The organism is Capnocytophaga genosp. AHN8471, assembly GCF_016806945.1.
Classification (GTDB): domain Bacteria; phylum Bacteroidota; class Bacteroidia; order Flavobacteriales; family Flavobacteriaceae; genus Capnocytophaga; species Capnocytophaga periodontitidis.
Genome location: NZ_JAESPJ010000019.1, coordinates 1 through 18,540 on the forward strand (window position 1 = coordinate 1; position 18,540 = coordinate 18,540).

Here is an 18,540-nt window from a genome sequence, read left to right on the forward strand (position 1 = left end):
TCTTAAAAATGTATTGATAAGTGGCACTAGTAATGCAGCTTCTGGTTTTCTTCTTTCAGCAGGAATTTCTTTTGCATATACTAAAGATTTTGATCAAGCTTTTAAAGATGGTGTTAAAGGAGCTGGCTATGGTTTGGCATTAGGTTCGGCTTTAGGGGTTGTTCAAGGATTTCAGTATGCAAGAGAAAAAGGTGTTAATCCTTGGAATGGGATAATCTATGAAGAAAAATTGATACAAAGATCAGCTATTTTTGCGGATGATTTTGTCCCTTTTACAAAAAATGATGGGGTAACAGGGACTCTAAAACATCAAGCAGCTAGTACTCTTTTAAAAAGATATCAAAATATTTATGGAGATAGAGGACTAAGATTTGGAGAATATTTTAATAATAACAAGATTCTAGGACTTGGTAATAGAGGTTTTTTAGATGTAGTAAATCATAAAACTATGAATATATATGATTTTAAATTTGGAGGTGCTGACTGGAGAAAAGGACAATTTGAAAAATATCAAAGAAATTATAAAGGTTATAAAATTTTTAAAATCAAACCATAATAGTATGAAAATAGACAGAGAACTGAAACAAGAAATTAACAAAGAATGGCAAAGTGCTTTCCCTCAGTTAGGGAGCTATACTCAAAATAAATTTTATAAAGTTCTAGGGACTCTTATTGTTGGTATAGAATTGATAAAGGTTCCTTTTATGGAGCAATATAGACCTCATTTTGTTATCTATACTCTGTTTGATAAAGATTTAGGCACAAACCTCTCTGAAGAAATATTATTACAAGAGTTTTATAATAAGAAAGGGTTTCAGTGTGATATACCTTATTTAAAACACAATGAGTATTTTAAAGAAGTGGTAAGTTGTATCGATAAACAACTTCCAATTTCTTTAGAAGTAGACATACAAATTGATAAAATAAATGCTCTTTTAGAAAGTTATATTAGAAAAGCCCCTTTTAATGGGGGACTTACTAACTCTTTCAGTTATGCAAAATATCAAGAAATTAAAATGAAGATAGCCTTGTATGTGAATAAAGAAAGAGCTCAACAAGTATTTAGAGATATTTATAATGTAAAATGGGATAATAAATCTTTTGAAGAATCTAATGCTTCTATAAATAGTTGGTTAGTCTCTTTGCAAGAAGTGATAGATAATAGGGATACTTTTCTAAGACAAATTGAAACCAACAAACAAAGTAAAAAGATTTTAAAATTACCTTATTCAGAGATTGTTTTATAGCTGTAAAATATTCATAAAAGTTAGGTAATGTGATAACAATAGTTTCTTATGAATTTAACTGATAAATTAATAGCACTACTAAAAAGAGGAACTCCTGTATATGGAACAATACAAAAATCTTTTTCAAAGAATGATGCCTTAGAGATTTTAGAAGAGTGTCTAAAGAGTAGAATTGCTGTTTTGGGAGGAGATGTAGTCAATATTAATAATAATGGTTATTTTGAATATAATTATGACAATTGGAGTTATAATAGAAAAAAAGGAGAAAGCGAGGTAGATTATGTATTAAGAAGTATAGAAAAAGCCATTAAATATATATCTAATTATAAACTAAATAATGTTTATTTTTGTATTTCATTTGATATAAAAGACAGTAATACAAATAAATATTTCTTTTTTAAGGATATAACTTTATAATGAGACATTCAAAAGAAATTGTAAATCAAATAAAGATAATAGACGAAGTGCTCTATTCTCCCAGCTGGCGCGAGCTTGTAGCTCGTGCCTACTATAAATAGAGCTTGTAGCTCATACGATTACGATCCCCGCTGGGGTAATGCCACCCACCAATATGATGAACGCGGAAGGATCACTGAGAATAGTGTCATAGGTACCTATGAATACACGCGTAATGGCTACCAACAACAAAAGCTCACTACCAACGAATCAGGCGAGACTTATTTAGAAAAATACCCTTTACCCGTTATAAGATACAACGCTTTCAAAGCTCCGGAGCAAATATACATAAAGGACAAAGAGCGTATCACCTACTTATACAATGCTTTTGGCAATCGTGCTCATAGCTTTTATGGCAATGCGGAAGCTGAGAAAGAGAAACGCCCAATGCTAAAACACTACAGCCACGATGGTAGTGTAGAGATAGTATGTAACAAAACCGATAACAGCACCAAGTTTGTGTTTTACTTAGGCGGTGATACGTATAGTGCTCCTGCGGTATATACTTCTAATAATAGCGAAGAAGGCAAATTATTATTCCTACACCGCGACCAATTGGGCAGTATTGTGGCTATCACCGACCTTAATGGCAAACTCGTAGAAGCAAGACATTTTGATGCGTGGGGCAAGGTGCTAAGCATCACTGACGGCAACGGCAACAAGTTAGAAAACTTATTACTTGACCGCGGTTATACAGGACACGAACACCTCACAAGCGTAGGCTTAATCCATATGAATGGGCGTCTGTACGACCCTGCTCTACACAGGTTTTTGATGCCTGACAATTATATCCAAGACCCGTTTAATACACAAAACTTTAATAGGTATGGGTATTGTTTGAATAATCCGTTGGTATATGTAGATCAGGATGGGGAATGGATATTTTTAGTTGCTGCGGTAATAGGTGCTTATATAGGAGGTGCGCAAGCTAATGGTACATATAATCCGTTTAAATGGAACTATAGCAATGCTAACACTTGGATAGGAATGGCAGGTGGGGCTGTTATAGGGGGTGTATCGGCAGGTGTTGGCTCTGCTGTTGGAGGAACCATTGCAGGAGGAACTACACTTGTCTCTTCAATGGTGGGAGGAGCTGTTGGGGGTGCTATATCAGGTGGTGGGTTTGCAGTATTGCCAGGTGGGAATGGTAAGGTTTTACAAGGTATGGGGATTGGAGCTTTATCAGGAGCCATCGGAGGAGCAGCTGGATTTGCTGCTGGGAAAGGGACTAATGTACTTCTTCAAGGCGTTAATATAACAATCCCTGTTGTTAAAGGATTTATAGCTGGAGCTATTGGAGGAGCTGCTGGAGGAGCTATAGGTGGATTTACAGCTGGTTATATTACAACAGGAAATCTTGATGCAGCTTGGAATAGTGCTGGGTCAGGAGCTATTTTTGGAGCAGGAGTGGGATCTGTTTCAGGATTTGCAGGAGGGTATAGGTATGCAAAAAAAGAAGGTTTAAACCCTTGGAATGGTAGGCTTATACCAAAAGAAGGAGAAACGATAGTAAGACATCATACAAGTCCAGAAAATATGGATTTAATAAAGAACCAACTAAAGTTAAATCCTTCAAGAGAATCTGATTATAATTTTATTGGAGTAGATTTTGATGGTGCTCCTAAATTAGACTTAGGAATAGATTTTGGTAACTCAGGCAAAGGGGCTTTTATTGAATTGGCTTTACCAGTAAAATCCCTTACTCCAACTCCTATTCCTTATAAACAGTTCCATTTTAGAGTAAGAACAGGACTAGAAGGATTAAAAATATCTCCAGAATACAGACCTCAATACTATTATAACATAAAGTTTTAATCAAAATGACTAAACAAGAAACTTTATTTTTAGCATTGCTTTATAGACAAATGTTTCTTTCTATAGATAGGTTCTCAGAAAATGAGATAGAGGAATACTATGCAATTTTTAAAGAGAATGAAAAGTACTATTCTTACGCCTTACACCTCTTAGAAACCAAAGTACTTAACTCACAGAAGGCTAAAAAAGGTTTCTTTTTAAAGCAATGCGTCTCTACCACTGATATGCTTTTACTGTATTTTGTATTAGATAAATACCTAAGTGCATTAGCCGATAAAACTATTTTAGATAGGACTACAAGAGGAGAATTATGGGTATTTATTAGGAACGTATACAGCTATCTTACCCATGCAAAAATACCTTTTTACAAGGAAAAATATATAGATAAAGTACATTACTTTGGGAAGAACTATTTTGTGCCAATGCAAACTTTTCCAATAGATGCATTACTCAAAGAAATGCACTGTAAGGATGTATTAAATGCTATTCAAGAGTATAACGCCTCCCCGAAATATTTTATTGAACCATATGGAAATGAGAGAGATAAGGTATAGAACATAATTATGAGGAGGTTAAAAATGATTTGCACATAGCTTATCAGCTTTTTGAAGATAAGGTACGATTATATTACAAAACAAATGACTTTGCTGTGGAGTATTATAGTATGAAAAATGAAGCAAAACCTATAAGTTTCTTTTTAAAAATGTATAATTACAATTACTTTTTAGATAGGATTAATAGATGGTACTAATTTTGCATCGTGATTAAAGTACATTGAAATATTGAAAATAAGTCCTGAGCAAATATACGTAAAGGACAAAGAGCGTATCACCTACTTATACAATGCCTTTGGCAGTCGAGCCCATAGCTTCTATGGCAATGCGGAAGCCGAAAAAGAGAAACGCCCTATTCATAAGCATTACAGTGCCGATGGCAGTGTAGAAATCAAAGAGGATAAAACAAAAGGAAGTATTGACTTTCTATTTTACCTCGGTGGCGACCCGTATAGTGCTCCAGCGGTATACAATAGCAATGGTGAAGAAGGTAAATTATTATTCCTACATCGTGATCAGCTTGGTAGTATTGTAGCCATCACCGACCTTAACGGCAAGCTCGTAGAAGCAAGGCATTTTGATGCCTGGGGCAAAGTGTTAAGCATCACTGACGGCAATGGCAATAAGTTAGAAAACTTACTACTTGACCGCGGTTATACAGGGCACGAGCATTTAGCAAGTGTAGGCTTAATCCATTGTAATGGACGTCTCTACGACCCAGCGCTACACCGTTTCTTACAACCTGATAACTATATCCAAGACCCATTTAATACCCAAAACTTTAATAGATATGGCTATTGCTTGAATAATCCGTTGGTGTATAATGACATTACAGGAGAATGGTTTGGCATAGATGATTTGATAGCTGCTGTTGTAGGAGGTGTTATTAACTTGGCAGTAAATGCTATACAAGGAAATGTAACCTCTTGGGGTAGTGCATTGGGATATTTTGGAGTAGGAGCGGTTTCAGGTTGGGCTTCTCTTTATGTAGGGCCATTCGCAGTGGGAGCTATTTCAGGATTAGGAAACTATATAACTACACAAGTCTCACAGGGTGGCTGGAGTAGTCTTAATTTTGATGATGGTGTAACTGCTACAGCTATAGGTGCCGCTACTTCGTGGGCAGGGGCAAAGATTGGAGGATGGGCAACAAAAAATTTAGGAGGTATATTTTCTTCTATTAGTAGTCCTGTGCTAAGACAAGCTGCTGTTAATAGTGTAGGAGGCGCTGTATCAGGTTTTGCAATTGGAACAGCAGTTTCCTATATACAATATAAAGATTTTGATAGAGCTTTTTCAGATGGTGTTAGAGGCGGTCTTATGGGTGCTGGCATAGGATTTACTACTGGTGCTATAGGTGGGTATAGATATGCAAAGGAAAATAAATTGAGCCCTTGGACAGGAGAAAAGATACAACTACATCATTCAGATCCTATTTTTATGGGAGGAGCTCCTGATCAGGAATTAACCCCAATGAGTATTTCTCGACATCAGGAATTGCACAAAGACCTCAACAATTTTTTGGTAGAGAAAAAGAATGCTTTAGGACAACATATGCGACCTCAACCAAGAAATTCTGGCTTACAAATACGAACCAATTTTAACAGAACACAGAGATTTGATGCAATGAAGCAATTCTATGATAAAAATTGGATAAAGTATTGGGATGCTCGATGGGATTTTTATAAGAATAACAATTTAAATTTAATATTATGGTGGCAAAAATAATTGTAGGAACAGATGAAAAGGGTTTTGTATATCCTAAAGTTCAGGAAAGAACAGATATATGCCCTATTTGTAAAAATAGGATAGCTGATGTTGCAAATTTAGATTATAAAGTGAAAAATAAAAAAGGAAATTTTTTAGTATCGTATGATCACTATACTTTTGTATCACAAAAATTTAAAGATTTTTGTGAGGAAAATCATTATGAAGGTTTAGAGTTTATCCAACTTCCTAAATCTCCATTGTTTTATTATTTTATAGTTCATAATATCTATGAATTAGATTATAAAGAGTCTTTGTTTCTGAATTATAGAGATTGCTGTGGAAGTTATGATGAAACTGTAATAACACCCAGATATTGTAAACAAGATTTCTATATGGATACAGATGACTTTATTTGTAGAAGCGAGTACAGATTTGCTTCTTTTTCCAATAAGAGTTATCTCACTGTAGTTGGTTTAGAAACTGCAGATAAGTTAAAAAAGGCAGGATTTAAAAACATATATTTTACTAATGTATATAGACCAACTAATGATTTATAGCAAGAATAACAATTTAAATTTAATATTATGGTGGCAAAAATAATTGTAGGAACAGATGAAAAGGGTTTTGTATACCCTAAAGTTCAGGAAAGAACAGATATATGTCCTATTTGTAAAAATAGGATAGCTGATGTTGCAAATTTAGATTATAAAGTAAAGAATAAAAAAGGAAATTTTTTAGGTACTTATGATCACTATATCATTGTATCACAAAAATTTAAAGATTTTTGTGAGGAAAATCATTATGAAGGATTAGAGTTTATCCAACTTCCTAAATCTCCATTGTTTTATTATTTTATAGTTCATAATATCTATGAATTAGATTATAAAGAGTCTTTGTTTCTGAATTATAGAGATTGCTGTGGAAGTTATGATGAAACTGTAATAACACCCAGATATTGTAAACAAGATTTTTATATGGATACAGATGATTTTATTTGTAGGAGTGAGTACAGATTTGCTTCTTTTTCCAATAAGAGCTATCTCACTGTAGTTGGTTTAGAAACTGCAGATAAGTTAAAAAAGGCAGGATTTAAAAACATATATTTTACTAATGTATATAGGCAAGATTGAAAAATATTTTGTACCTTTACATCGTGATTAAAGTACATTGAAATATTGAAAAATAAGTCCTGAGCAGATTTACATAAAAGACAAAGAGCGTATCACCTATTTGTACAACGCCTTTGGCAGTCGTGCCCATAGCTTCTATGGCAATGCGGAAGCCGAAAAAGAGAAACGTCCTATTCATAAACATTACAGTGCTGATGGCAGCGTAGAAATCAAAGAGGATAAAGCTAAAGGCAGCATTAACTTTGTGTTTTACCTTGGCGGTGACCCGTATAGTGCTCCTGCGGTATATAATAGCAATGGTGAAGAGGGAAAACTGCTCTTTTTACATAGAGACCAATTAGGGAGCATTATAGCCATCACCGACCTTAACGGCAAGCTCGTAGAAGCCCGCCATTTTGATGCTTGGGGCAAGGTATTGAGCATCACTGACGGCAACGGCAATAAGTTAGAAAACTTACTACTTGACCGTGGTTTTACAGGACACGAACACCTGCAAACCGTAGGCTTAATACATATGAACGGACGCTTGTACGACCCAGCGCTACACCGTTTCTTACAACCCGATAACTATGTACAAGACCCTTTTAACACCCAAAACTTTAATAGATATGGATATGTACTTAACAATCCGTTGTTATACACAGATCCTACGGGTGAAGAATTTTTTACATTAACTACTTTAGCCGTTATAGGATTAGGTACTATTATTTCTTCTGCAACAGCTAGTTGGGACACCATAAAAGATTGGATAGGACGTAATGCAAAAAGTACAGGACAATGGTTTGAAAAACAAGGAAGAAGTGTAGGACAATGGTTTTCAAAACAATATAATTCTGTAAAAGAATGGTTTCAAGGGAATAATGCTACACAGAGAGTGGTTATAACTACAAATGCAGAATTTAATACGTATGTTTCCAATGCAGTAGAAACTCTAATGCAGAATCCAAAAAATCAATTTGCATCTTATCAAAATCAATCTGCACCTTATCAAAATCAGTTTGTACCTCAGGAAGGAAAAGCTCCTGGGTGGGAAATTTATGCAGGAGCACTGACAACTATTGGTAATGAATTATATTATAGTGAAACATATGGTACTTGGATGGGTAAAAACTTTAAGATATATAAACAAAATTGGGGAGGAAATGGAATTACAGGAGGTAAAAATAAATTTGCTAAAGCAACAGCAAATAGAATTGCTTGGGCAGGTAATGTCTTAGGATTTTGGAATGCTGCAGTTATAGAAATAGAAAGACGAAATGGCGAGATAAGCAATACTCAATCAATTCTTGAACAAGGAACTAATGCTTTTTCAACACTTGGAGGAATACCTGGTCTTGCTTGGGGAATAGGCTGGGAACTTGGTAGGTTTACGACTGGTATGGAATGGTATCAAGAATCTACATATCGCTACTGGTATAACCATTGAGAGAAGAGGTATGGAAAACCTTCTGAATCCAATGAATATTTTTGGAATTATTTTTATGAAAATTACGGCAAATGATGGACGTGCTTTATTATTATATTTATCTTTTTTATGTGAAGGTTATATCTGATAATCAGCCTCATTCAAGAACTATTTGGGCATTAGGAGTTACATCTGCTTTTATAATCAATGGACTGATTGATATACCATTAACATATTTTTTTAATTGTTATTTAAGTACAATTCAAAAAGTAATTATATTAGTAATTCTTCTTCTTTTTTTTATTTGAAATATTACAGAAGTGGTAAAGGAATAAGAATTGTAGAAAAGGAAAAACCTAAGTTTTTTGGTAGTAAAATAGCTTCTATAATACTTACTGTTTTATTTTTTTTGATAAGTATGCTATTCTTATTTTTTAAAGTAGAAGTAATGATAAAAATATTAGAGATGAATAAAGCTACTACCTCACCTATGTAAGTTATAAAACTTTAGCATTTATGAAATACCTATACAACCTACTCATTTTTATAACAATCTTCCCTATGTTTGCTCAGGAAGAAAAACCTATTACTACGGCTTTTCCGTTTTTGTTGCTCAGTACAGATGCTACTGCTTCAGGAATGGGAGATATAGGGGTATGTTCATCTCCAGATGTGTTTTCTCAGCAATGGAATGCTGCTAAATATGTATTTGCTGAAGCCACTTCAGGAGTGGGAGTAGGTTATGCACCCTATTTAAACAAGTTAGCTAAAGATGTATTCTTAGGCAATATTACTTACTACAAGCGCTTACGCCGAAGTGCGTGGGGAGGAAGTTTTACTTATTTTACTATAGGTGAAGTAGCTCTTACTCAAAATATAAGCAGTAATGCTTATTTAGCAGGCAATGTACGTCCGTCGGAATTTGCAGCAGACCTGTCCTATAATCTCAAACTCAGCGAACAATTTGCTATGGGAGTAGCAACTCGCTATTTGCAATCAGCTCTGCGCTTACCGTCAGAAGGGAATACTACAGCACGGAGTATTGCTTTTGATATTTCTGGCTACTACACTTCTCGTGAACACCCTATAGGTAATGTTTGGGGATATTATACGTGGAGCTTTCAGCTCTCAAATATAGGAGCTAAAGTAAAGTATGAGGATTTAGGCAAAGAGTATTTTATCCCAACCAATTTAAAAATAGGAGCTTCTTACAATCTGTTATTTAGTGAATTACATTCTATTTCGTTATTAGTAGAAGCTAATAAATTGTTAGTTCCCTCAGTGCCTGAAGGTAATGAAGATTTTCTACAAGGCATTTTCAAATCGTTTAGCGATGCCCCTAATGGTTTTTCAGAAGAGTGGCACGAAATTAGTAAATCAATAGGTGTACAATACGCTTATAATCAGCAGTTTTTTGTACGTATGGGTTATCATTATCAGCACCCTAACAAAGGCGACTTACAGTATTTCACAGTGGGCATAGGGGTTAAATACAAATCACTCCAACTTGATTTTTCTTACCTCTTCTCTACAGCTAAAACACATAATCCTCTCAGTTCAACACTCAAAACTTCATTACAATATCTGTTTTGAGAAAAATTCAAAACAAAAAAATATTCCAAAATATTTGGCAGTGATAAATATTATTACTACTTTTGCCATTATTACTCCATAATGGAGTAAGATTTGTTATTTAAAAATACATAAAAATATGAAGTTTATAGTATCGAGTTCTTACCTATTGAAGAAGTTACAAGTGTTTGGCGGTGTGATTAATAACAACAACACTATGCCTATACTCGATAACTTTTTGTTTGAACTATCTACCAATTCTTTAACTATCTCGGCTTCCGATTTAGAAACCACTGTAAGAGGTACTTTGGAAGTCGAATCAGATTCTCAAGGTAGTATTGCCGTATCAGCTAAATTGTTGATAGATATTCTTAAAACCTTTTCAGAACAACCGCTTACTTTCTTGGTAAAAGAAAATAATGTAATAGAAATTAGTTCTACTACAGGTAATTATACTTTAGCTTATTTAGATGGTGAGGAGTTTCCTCGTCCTGTAGCTTTGCCCGAAGCAAGTAAAGTAACTTTGTTAGGCGATGTGTTAGCTACTGCTGTACAAAAAACAATCTTCGCCGCTGGGAACGACGACCTCCGCCCAACAATGAGTGGTATTCTCTTCCAATTTAGCGAAAACGGACTCACTTTCGTCGGTACTGATGCTCATAAATTAGTGAAATACGAACGATTAGATATCAAAGCTAACGATGCCGCCGATTTCATTATGCCTAAAAAACCATTGAACATCCTCAAAGGTATTTTAGCAGGTAGTGAAACCGAAGTAACAATAGAGTACAACGAGAGCAATGCTAAATTCTCTTTTGACGATATGGAATTCATCTGCCGCCTTATTGATGGTAAATATCCTAACTACGATGCGGTAATTCCTAAAGAAAATCCTAACAAACTCATCCTAAATCGTTCACAATTCTATAGCTCTATCAATCGTCTGTCGTTGTTCTCTAATAAAACTACACATCAGGTACGATTAAAAGTAGCAGGTTCTAACTTGGTAATCTCAGCTGAAGATGTAGATTATAGCAATAAAGGTGAAGAACGCTTCACTTGTAATTATCAAGGTGACGATTTAGAAATAGGATTCAACTCTAAGTTCCTAAAAGAAATGATCAACAACTTAGACTCCGACGAAATCTTGATAGAAATGTCCTTGCCAAATCGTGCCGGACTTATCACACCTATCGATGGTCTTGATGAAGGAGAAAAAGTGCTGATGTTGGCAATGCCAATTATGCTCAATAATAACCAGTAAATTAAAATTTTTTTTTCATTTTAAAGATGAAACGCCTTATGAGTCTTTTTAAGGCGTTTCTTTTTTTAAGAGAGAAATCAACAATGTTTATCATTCAAAAATAACTATCTATGAAGTCTATTTTAGAAAGAATAAAGCCTTTTACATATATAGCTACCTTATACCTTATCGTATCGTTTGTGATACGCATTGTCTTTATGCTGCACCCTATCACTGCTACCACATTTTCGGTGTGGAGTGTGTTTAAGATGCTTTTCATAGGCTTACTATCCGACGCTTTTGTGATAGTATTGGCAAGTAGTATTTTAATGCTTTATTTCCTATTTATTGCTAATGTAAAGTACAAAAAACCTTACGGAGGCATTATTTTAGGAGCATTTATCCTCATACTACTCTATATACAGTTTTATCCTAACAATATATTTGCACAATATGGAGGTGTGATTCCCGAAATCGCATTAGCTTTCTTCGGCTTTAAAACGTTGTGTTTTGCTCTTTTGCTCTTTTTACCTAAGTACAGAGCCCAACTGCGCAATGCATTGTATTTTATTACGTTGGCTATCTATGTATTTGCCATAGTGATGAATGCAGTAAGCGAATATTTCTTTTGGAATGAGTTCGGGATTCGTTATAACTTTATTGCAGTAGATTACCTTATTTATACCAATGAAGTGATAGGTAATATAATGGAGAGCTACCCTATAGTACCTTTGTTTTCAGGAGTGTTTGTCGTAGTTTTGGCTATTACCATTTATTTATTTATAAAAACTAAGAGCGTTTTAAAAACTATCCCTACACTGTTGGAAAAAACTGCATTGTTCATAGTCTATTTATTGCTTGCTCTTGTAGGAATGTGGAGTTTGCCACGACTTGATACCATTAGTGCCGAAAATACTTTTGCTCAAGAAATACAAAGCAATGGTGTTTACAAGTTTTATTACGCTTTTACTCATAGTGAGTTAGACTTCTTTCAGTTTTATCCTACCTTGCCAGAAAAAGAAGCTGAAAGTATTGTGCTTAAACAACTCAATGCGCCTGCCCTCGAACGAAAAATTGTAGGCGATACTACCGAAGTACACCACAATGTGCTCCTTATTTCAGTAGAGAGTCTTTCAGCAGAATACCTTACAATGTATGGTAATACTGATAATCGTACGCCTTTCTTGGATAGCTTAGCTAATAACAGCTTGTTTTTTACTAATTTGTATGCTACAGGTAACCGTACTGTGAGAGGATTGGAAGCCCTAACCCTTTGCATACCACCTACTCCAGGGGAAAGCGTGGTGAAGCGTAAGGATAATAAAAATAAGTTTACCACAGGTAGCGTGTTCAAAAGTAAAGGTTATGATGTGAAATATCTCTATGGAGGCGATAGTTATTTTGATAATATGAAGGATTTCTTCACTGGTAATGGCTACGATATTGTAGATAGCAAGAGCTTTGCACCCGAAGAAGTTACTTTCTCTAATATTTGGGGCGTTTGCGATGAAGATATGGCAAACAAAGCTATAAAGGTGATGAATGAACAAGCTAAAGCTGGCAAACCATTCTTCAATCACTGGATGACCGTGAGCAATCACCGCCCTTTTACTTATCCTGAAGGTAAAATTGATATCCCTCCTACTGAAAAACGACGTGCAGGTGGAGTAAAATATACCGATTATGCGCTCAAGCGATTCTTTGAGATGGCAAAACAACAAGAATGGTACAAAAATACTCTTTTCGTGATTGTAGCCGACCATTGTGCATCGAGTGCAGGTAGCACCGAACTGCCTTTAGATGGCTATCGCATCCCTTGTTTTATTGTTGCCGATTTTATCGCTCCTAAAAAAGTAGATACAATGATATCACAAATAGACGTAATGCCTACAGTAATGGGCTTGCTTAACTTTAGTTATACATCTAAATTTATAGGGCAAGATGTACTAAAAGAAGGCTATCAACCGCGTGCTTATATTGCTACTTATCAAGATTTAGGTTACTTAACCCCCGATAAACTCACTATTATATCACCTTTGAGAAAAACCACTCAATACAGTTTGCACAAAGAAACTGAACAACCCTCACAAGAGTATCCCTTGTTTTATGAGCAAATAAAAGAAAATAATGTGAACAAAGAACAAGCCGATGCTTGTATTGGTACTTATCAAGCTACTGCCGAGTGGTTAAAAAACAAACAGTTCAATGCGGTCAAGAAATAAGCTAAAAATTATCAACGACCCTATTTATGGGTTTATCCATATCCCCAGCACTCTGGTGTTCGACATTATTGAGCACCCCTATTTCCAGCGACTCAGACGCATTAACCAAATGGGACTTTCGTATTTGGTGTTCCCTGGGGCTAAACACACTCGTTTTGAGCACGTATTGGGGTGTGTGTTCTTAATGCAGAAAACAGTAGAGATGCTCCGTTTCAAGGGAATACAAATCTCTGAAAAAGAAGCTGAAGGACTCTATATTGCCATATTGTTGCACGACATAGGGCACGGACCTTTTTCTCACGCAATGGAACACAGCATTGTCGAAGGTATTTCTCACGAGGAAATCTCGTTGCGCTTTATGCAAGAGCTTAACAATGTATTCAATGGCAAATTAGATACCGCTATAGCAATATTTCAAGGTACTTACCCTCGTAAGTTTATGCATCAACTCATCTCGGGGCAGTTAGATATGGACAGAGCCGATTACCTCAAACGCGATAGTTTTTATACAGGAGTTGCCGAAGGGAATATCAATTCTGAACGCCTTATCTCAATGCTTAACGTGCGCAACGACGAATTAGTAGTCGAAGAAAAAGGCTTGTACTCTGTCGAAAAATTCCTGATAGCCCGACGATTGATGTATTGGCAAGTGTATTTGCACAAAACCAGCGTAGCCGCCGAACAAATATTAATTAGATTGCTCAATCGTGCTAAGGAATTAGTACAACAAGGTCAAAAACTCACTATGTCCACCGCTTTAGCTTTCTTCGTGAAAAACAAAATATCCAAAGATAATTTTTCACACGAAGTACTTGAGATGTTCGCCCGTTTAGACGATACAGATATTATTTCAGCAATGAAAGAATGGCAGTTCCACCCCGATGTAGTGCTCTCTAAACTCAGCAAAATGTTGCTTAACCGCGATTTACTGAAAATAAAAGTCCGCTTAAACGATTTTGAAGAGCAAAAGATAAAAAGACTCCAAAAACTATCACTTGCCAAAGGAGTAGATGAAAAAGATATGAAGTACTTTGTCTTTACAGGAGTGATGACTAACAGAGCTTATAACCCCGAAAATGAAATTATAAAAATACTCACTAAAAACGGTAGAGTAGTAGATCTCAGTAAAACCTCTGAAGCTATCAACTTAGAACCCCTCTCTCAAGTAACCGAACGATACTACATTTGCTATCCAAAATAAGGCGAAAAAAGAGAAGGTAAAATTACTCAATAGAGAAAAAAAATAGTAAAATGAGTGCTATATAAAATAATTTTTATACTTTTGTTGCGAAAAATAACCTTTTTACAAGGTGAAAACATATAAATATACTCCTATATCGTTTTGATTATAAACTAATTAAATGAAATTTACAGCATTACAAATAGCCAATGTACTCGGCGGCGAAGTAGAAGGAAATCCCCAAATTGAAGTCTATAAACTTTCAAAAATTGAAGAGGGAAGTGAAGGGAGTATATCTTTTTTGGCAAACCCTAAATATAAACATTTTATCTATACCACTCAGGCATCCATAGTGATTGTAAATAAGGACTTTGAGGCTGAAGATAAAATATCAGCAACCTTAGTGAGAGTAGACGATGCTTATGCTGCTTTTACTAAACTCTTAGAGTTCTACAATCAAGTGAAAATGAATAAAGTAGGTATAGAGCAACCTTCGTTTATCGCTCCATCTGCTAAAATAGGACAAAACGTATATATAGGAGCTTTTGTATATATTGGCGAAAATGTAGTGATAAACGATAATGTAAAAATCTATCCCAATACTTATATAGGTGATAACTCATCAGTAGGTGAGGGGACTACTATTTTTGCAGGCTGTAAAATATATTCCGAAACTGTCATAGGTAAAGATTGTATGCTCCACAGTGGAGTAGTGTTAGGTGCCGATGGATTCGGGTTCCAACCTAATGAAAAAGGAGAATTCAGTAGAGTCCCACAAATAGGCAATGTCGTGATTGAAGACTCTGTCGATATAGGTGCAGAAACAGCTATAGATCGTGCAACTTTAGGCTCTACTATCATTCGTAAGGGAGTAAAGTTGGACAACCAAATACACATTGCTCATAATGTAGAAATAGGTAAAAATACAGTCATTGCCGCCCAAACAGGTATCGCTGGCTCAACTAAAGTAGGCGAAAATTGTATGATAGGTGGTCAAGTGGGAATCGTAGGTCACTTAGTAATAGGCAATCGCGTGAAAATACAAGCCCAAACAGGGGTAGGTCGCAACCTTAAAGATGATGAAGCTATACAAGGTTCTCCCGCCTTAGGGCACGCCGAATACAACAAAGCTTATGTAATTTTTAGGAAATTACCTAACTTGCTTAAACGCTTAGAAGAATTAGAAAAAAAATTAAAATAAATACACTATGATAAAGCAAAATACTTTATCCAAAGAAATTACCTTAGAAGGCATCGGGTTACATACTGGTAAACAAGTAAAAATGGTGCTTAAACCAGCTTCAGTAGGCAATGGTTTTACCTTTGTACGTACCGATTTAGAAGGAAACCCTGTTGTCGAAGCGGATGCTACCTATGTAGCAAGTACTGAACGTGGCACAGTCTTAGAAAAAAAAGGGGTGAAAATCCAAACTTGTGAGCACATCTTAGCAGCGCTCGTCGGTATGGATTTGGATAATGTGATTATTGAGCTCAACTCCTCTGAACCTCCTATTATGGACGGTTCCTCTAAATACTTTGTAGAAGCTATTGAAAAAGCAGGTATCACTCCTCAAGATGCCGAACGAGATGAGTATATAGTAAAACAAGTAATTACTTATGTAAACGAAGAAACAGGTAGTGAGATTACTCTCATCCCTGCCGAGGAATACCAAGTGACTACAATGGTAGATTTCGGTACTAAAATATTGGGTACTCAAAATGCTTACCTCAATAAACTTTCCGAATTTAAAACCGAAATAGCCGATGCTCGTACTTTTAGTTTCTTGCACGAGCTTGAAGCCTTGCTCGACCACGGTTTGATTAAAGGTGGAGATTTGAACAACGCTATTGTTTATGTAGATAAAGAAATCTCTGATAGTACAATGCAAAAACTCAAAAAGGTTTTCAACAAAGATAATATTTCTGTAAAACCTAACGGAGTGCTTGATAACCTTACTTTGCATTACCCTAACGAAGCTGCTCGTCATAAACTATTAGATGTAATAGGCGATTTGGCTTTGGTAGGTACACGCATTCGCGGAAAAGTGATTGCTACTAAACCTGGGCACTTCACCAATACCCAATTTGCTAAGAAACTTTCTAAGATTATAAAAAATGAACGTCGTAACAACGTTCCTTCTATAGATATCAATCAACCTCCCTTGCTCAACACTGTTGATATAATGAAATTGTTACCTCACCGTCCACCATTCTTGTTGGTCGACAAAATCTTTGAACTTTCCGATAAACATGTCGTGGGCTTAAAGAACGTAACAATGGACGAACCTTTCTTCGTAGGGCACTTCCCCGGAGCTCCTGTAATGCCTGGAGTACTCCAAATTGAAGCAATGGCTCAAACCGGAGGTGTCTTGATACTCAGTACCGTCCCCGACCCCGAAAACTACCTCACTTACTTTATGAAAATCGATAATGCGAAGTTCAAGGTACAAGTGGTACCAGGGGATACCCTTATATTTAAATTAGAATTGCTAACCCCTATTCGCCGTGGTATTTGTCACATGCAAGCCTACGCTTATGTGAATGGCAAGTTAGCTACCGAAGCTGAGCTGATGGCTCAAATTGTTAAAGTAAAATAAAAGTATATGATTCAACCTTTAGCTTATGTCCACCCCGATGCTAAAATCGCTAAAAATGTAGTGATTGAACCTTTTACTACAATTAGTAAAAATGTAGAAATAGGTGAAGGCACTTGGATAGGACCTAACGTAACCATTATGGAGGGCGCACGTATCGGGAAAAACTGCAAAATTTTCCCTGGAGCTGTTATCTCTGCCATTCCACAAGACCTCAAGTATAAAGGTGAAGAAACCACTACTCACATAGGTGATAATACTACTATTAGAGAGTGCGTAACTATCAACAAAGGTACCGTCGATCGTATGAAAACCGTAGTCGGTAATAATTGTCTAATAATGGCTTACTCTCATATCGCTCACGATTGCATTGTTGGTGATAATTGTATTTTCTCTAACGGTACTACTCTTGCAGGGCACGTAACTGTTGGTAATTGTGCTGTGATGGCTGGTATGACGGCTGTCTATCAGTTTTGCTCTATTGGGAGTTATGCCTTTGTAACTGGCGGTTCACTTGTAGGCAAAGATGTTCCTCCTTATGTGAAGGCTGCTCGAAACCCTCTCTCTTATGTTGGAGTCAACTCTATAGGGTTACATCGCCGTGGCTTTACTACCGAGAAAATACGCGAAATACAAGATATCTACCGCGTACTATTCCAAAAAAAACTTAGTACTTCTCACGCTTTGGACTATATAGAAGCCGAAATGGAAGCTACCGTCGAACGCGATGAAATTTTGCAATTTGTCCGTCGCTCTCAACACGGCATTATGAAAGGCTATCACGGTGAATTAATAAAAGACTAAGAACTTAAAACTAAAAACAAATAACTTAAAATAAAATAAATGGCAACAACCGCAGACATTAAAAAAGGATTGTGCATTCGCTTCAATCACGATATCTACAAAATCATTGAATTCCTACACGTAAAACCAGGTAAAGGTCCTGCTTTTGTGCGTACCAAACTCAAAAGTGTTACCACAGGTAAAATCCTCGACAACACTTTCTCTGCCGGTCACAAAATTGAAGATGTACGTGTCGAAACTCGCTCTTTCCAATATCTATATGCCGAAGGTGATGAATTCGTATTTATGAATAACGACGACTTCAACCAAGTGCACATCCGTAAAGATATGCTCGATTACCCCGATTTGCTTAAAGAAGGTGAAACTGTGATGGTAATCTTCAATGCCGAAGACGAAACTCCTCTTTCAGTAGAAATGCCTGCTAATGTTATCCTCACTGTTACACACGTAGAACCTGGTGTTAAAGGTAATACCGCTACCAATGCCACCAAACCTGCTACTGTCGAAACAGGAGCTACTGTCAATGTACCTCTTTTCATCAACGAAGGCGACCGTATTAAAATAGAAACTGAAAAAGGTACTTACGTCGAAAGAATGAAAGACTAATT

General features: G+C 36.0%; 17 protein-coding genes and 1 pseudogene. All 18 read left to right on the forward strand.

What is annotated here, in order from left to right:
* A pseudogene (locus JMN12_RS08190) lies at nucleotides 1-556 on the forward strand (hypothetical protein); the annotation flags it as partial.
* A gap of 4 nt (nucleotides 557-560) precedes the next feature.
* Nucleotides 561-1,247, forward strand: a complete 687-nt coding sequence (locus JMN12_RS08195; protein WP_203138544.1) for a hypothetical protein — start codon at nucleotides 561-563, stop codon at nucleotides 1,245-1,247.
* A 48-nt stretch (nucleotides 1,248-1,295) separates the two neighbouring features.
* Complete coding sequence (gene imm40 / locus JMN12_RS08200; protein WP_203138546.1) at nucleotides 1,296-1,664, forward strand: Imm40 family immunity protein; 369 nt, start codon at nucleotides 1,296-1,298, stop codon at nucleotides 1,662-1,664.
* Between the two features lie 84 nt (nucleotides 1,665-1,748).
* Entirely contained in the window at nucleotides 1,749-3,518 is a 1,770-nt protein-coding gene (locus tag JMN12_RS08205) for an RHS repeat domain-containing protein (protein WP_203138547.1), read from the forward strand.
* A 5-nt stretch (nucleotides 3,519-3,523) separates the two neighbouring features.
* Nucleotides 3,524-4,072, forward strand: a complete 549-nt coding sequence (locus tag JMN12_RS08210) for a hypothetical protein (protein ID WP_203138548.1) — start codon at nucleotides 3,524-3,526, stop codon at nucleotides 4,070-4,072.
* Between the two features lie 228 nt (nucleotides 4,073-4,300).
* Nucleotides 4,301-5,800 carry an RHS repeat domain-containing protein gene (locus tag JMN12_RS08215; protein WP_238423854.1) on the forward strand — a complete coding sequence of 500 codons (1,500 nt, stop codon included), beginning with the start codon at nucleotides 4,301-4,303 and terminating at the stop codon, nucleotides 5,798-5,800.
* On the forward strand, nucleotides 5,785-6,339 hold the full coding sequence (locus tag JMN12_RS08220) for a hypothetical protein (protein ID WP_203138549.1): 555 nt from the start codon (nucleotides 5,785-5,787) through the stop codon (nucleotides 6,337-6,339). Before JMN12_RS08215 ends, JMN12_RS08220 begins: the two co-directional genes overlap by 16 nt.
* 27 nt (nucleotides 6,340-6,366) lie before the next feature.
* Nucleotides 6,367-6,912, forward strand: coding sequence for a hypothetical protein (locus JMN12_RS08225; RefSeq protein WP_203138551.1), 546 nt, complete (start codon nucleotides 6,367-6,369; stop codon nucleotides 6,910-6,912).
* A 100-nt stretch (nucleotides 6,913-7,012) separates the two neighbouring features.
* On the forward strand, nucleotides 7,013-8,338 hold the full coding sequence (locus tag JMN12_RS08230; protein WP_238423855.1) for an RHS repeat domain-containing protein: 1,326 nt from the start codon (nucleotides 7,013-7,015) through the stop codon (nucleotides 8,336-8,338).
* Nucleotides 8,339-8,621: 283 nt separating this feature from the next.
* Nucleotides 8,622-8,813, forward strand: a complete 192-nt coding sequence (locus JMN12_RS15255; protein ID WP_238423856.1) for a hypothetical protein — start codon at nucleotides 8,622-8,624, stop codon at nucleotides 8,811-8,813.
* 20 nt (nucleotides 8,814-8,833) lie between these two features.
* Entirely contained in the window at nucleotides 8,834-9,910 is a 1,077-nt protein-coding gene (gene porV, locus JMN12_RS08240) for a type IX secretion system outer membrane channel protein PorV (RefSeq protein WP_203138553.1), read from the forward strand.
* A 118-nt stretch (nucleotides 9,911-10,028) separates the two neighbouring features.
* Nucleotides 10,029-11,153: a DNA polymerase III subunit beta gene (dnaN, locus tag JMN12_RS08245; protein WP_088594632.1), complete on the forward strand. Its 1,125-nt coding sequence runs from the start codon at nucleotides 10,029-10,031 to the stop codon at nucleotides 11,151-11,153.
* Nucleotides 11,154-11,263: 110 nt separating this feature from the next.
* Nucleotides 11,264-13,354, forward strand: a complete 2,091-nt coding sequence (locus JMN12_RS08250; RefSeq protein ID WP_203138555.1) for an LTA synthase family protein — start codon at nucleotides 11,264-11,266, stop codon at nucleotides 13,352-13,354.
* A complete protein-coding gene (locus JMN12_RS08255) occupies nucleotides 13,338-14,555 on the forward strand; it encodes an HD domain-containing protein (protein ID WP_203138556.1) in 1,218 nt (405 codons plus the stop codon). The genes JMN12_RS08250 and JMN12_RS08255 overlap by 17 nt, the downstream gene beginning before the upstream one ends.
* Nucleotides 14,556-14,715: 160 nt before the next feature.
* Entirely contained in the window at nucleotides 14,716-15,735 is a 1,020-nt protein-coding gene (lpxD, locus tag JMN12_RS08260) for a UDP-3-O-(3-hydroxymyristoyl)glucosamine N-acyltransferase (RefSeq protein WP_198466583.1), read from the forward strand.
* A 7-nt stretch (nucleotides 15,736-15,742) separates the two neighbouring features.
* Nucleotides 15,743-17,131, forward strand: coding sequence for a bifunctional UDP-3-O-[3-hydroxymyristoyl] N-acetylglucosamine deacetylase/3-hydroxyacyl-ACP dehydratase (locus JMN12_RS08265; RefSeq protein ID WP_009414347.1), 1,389 nt, complete (start codon nucleotides 15,743-15,745; stop codon nucleotides 17,129-17,131).
* A 6-nt stretch (nucleotides 17,132-17,137) separates the two neighbouring features.
* A complete protein-coding gene (lpxA, locus tag JMN12_RS08270) occupies nucleotides 17,138-17,932 on the forward strand; it encodes an acyl-ACP--UDP-N-acetylglucosamine O-acyltransferase (protein ID WP_009414346.1) in 795 nt (264 codons plus the stop codon).
* 39 nt (nucleotides 17,933-17,971) lie between these two features.
* On the forward strand, nucleotides 17,972-18,538 hold the full coding sequence (efp, locus tag JMN12_RS08275) for an elongation factor P (protein ID WP_009414345.1): 567 nt from the start codon (nucleotides 17,972-17,974) through the stop codon (nucleotides 18,536-18,538).
* The last annotated feature ends 2 nt before the right edge of the window (nucleotides 18,539-18,540 follow it).

What these genes read in the sequence shown, in the direction of transcription:
- JMN12_RS08195 (WP_203138544.1), top strand. Translation starts at nt 561, where the DNA reads ATGAAAATAGACAGAGAACTGAAACAAGAAATTAACAAAGAATGGCAA.
- imm40 (WP_203138546.1), top strand. Translation starts at nt 1,296, where the DNA reads ATGAATTTAACTGATAAATTAATAGCACTACTAAAAAGAGGAACTCCT.
- JMN12_RS08210 (WP_203138548.1), top strand. Translation starts at nt 3,524, where the DNA reads ATGACTAAACAAGAAACTTTATTTTTAGCATTGCTTTATAGACAAATG.
- JMN12_RS08220 (WP_203138549.1), top strand. Translation starts at nt 5,785, where the DNA reads ATGGTGGCAAAAATAATTGTAGGAACAGATGAAAAGGGTTTTGTATAT.
- JMN12_RS08225 (WP_203138551.1), top strand. Translation starts at nt 6,367, where the DNA reads ATGGTGGCAAAAATAATTGTAGGAACAGATGAAAAGGGTTTTGTATAC.
- porV (WP_203138553.1), top strand. Translation starts at nt 8,834, where the DNA reads ATGAAATACCTATACAACCTACTCATTTTTATAACAATCTTCCCTATG.
- dnaN (WP_088594632.1), top strand. Translation starts at nt 10,029, where the DNA reads ATGAAGTTTATAGTATCGAGTTCTTACCTATTGAAGAAGTTACAAGTG.
- JMN12_RS08250 (WP_203138555.1), top strand. Translation starts at nt 11,264, where the DNA reads ATGAAGTCTATTTTAGAAAGAATAAAGCCTTTTACATATATAGCTACC.
- JMN12_RS08255 (WP_203138556.1), top strand. Translation starts at nt 13,338, where the DNA reads ATGCGGTCAAGAAATAAGCTAAAAATTATCAACGACCCTATTTATGGG.
- lpxD (WP_198466583.1), top strand. Translation starts at nt 14,716, where the DNA reads ATGAAATTTACAGCATTACAAATAGCCAATGTACTCGGCGGCGAAGTA.
- JMN12_RS08265 (WP_009414347.1), top strand. Translation starts at nt 15,743, where the DNA reads ATGATAAAGCAAAATACTTTATCCAAAGAAATTACCTTAGAAGGCATC.
- lpxA (WP_009414346.1), top strand. Translation starts at nt 17,138, where the DNA reads ATGATTCAACCTTTAGCTTATGTCCACCCCGATGCTAAAATCGCTAAA.
- efp (WP_009414345.1), top strand. Translation starts at nt 17,972, where the DNA reads ATGGCAACAACCGCAGACATTAAAAAAGGATTGTGCATTCGCTTCAAT.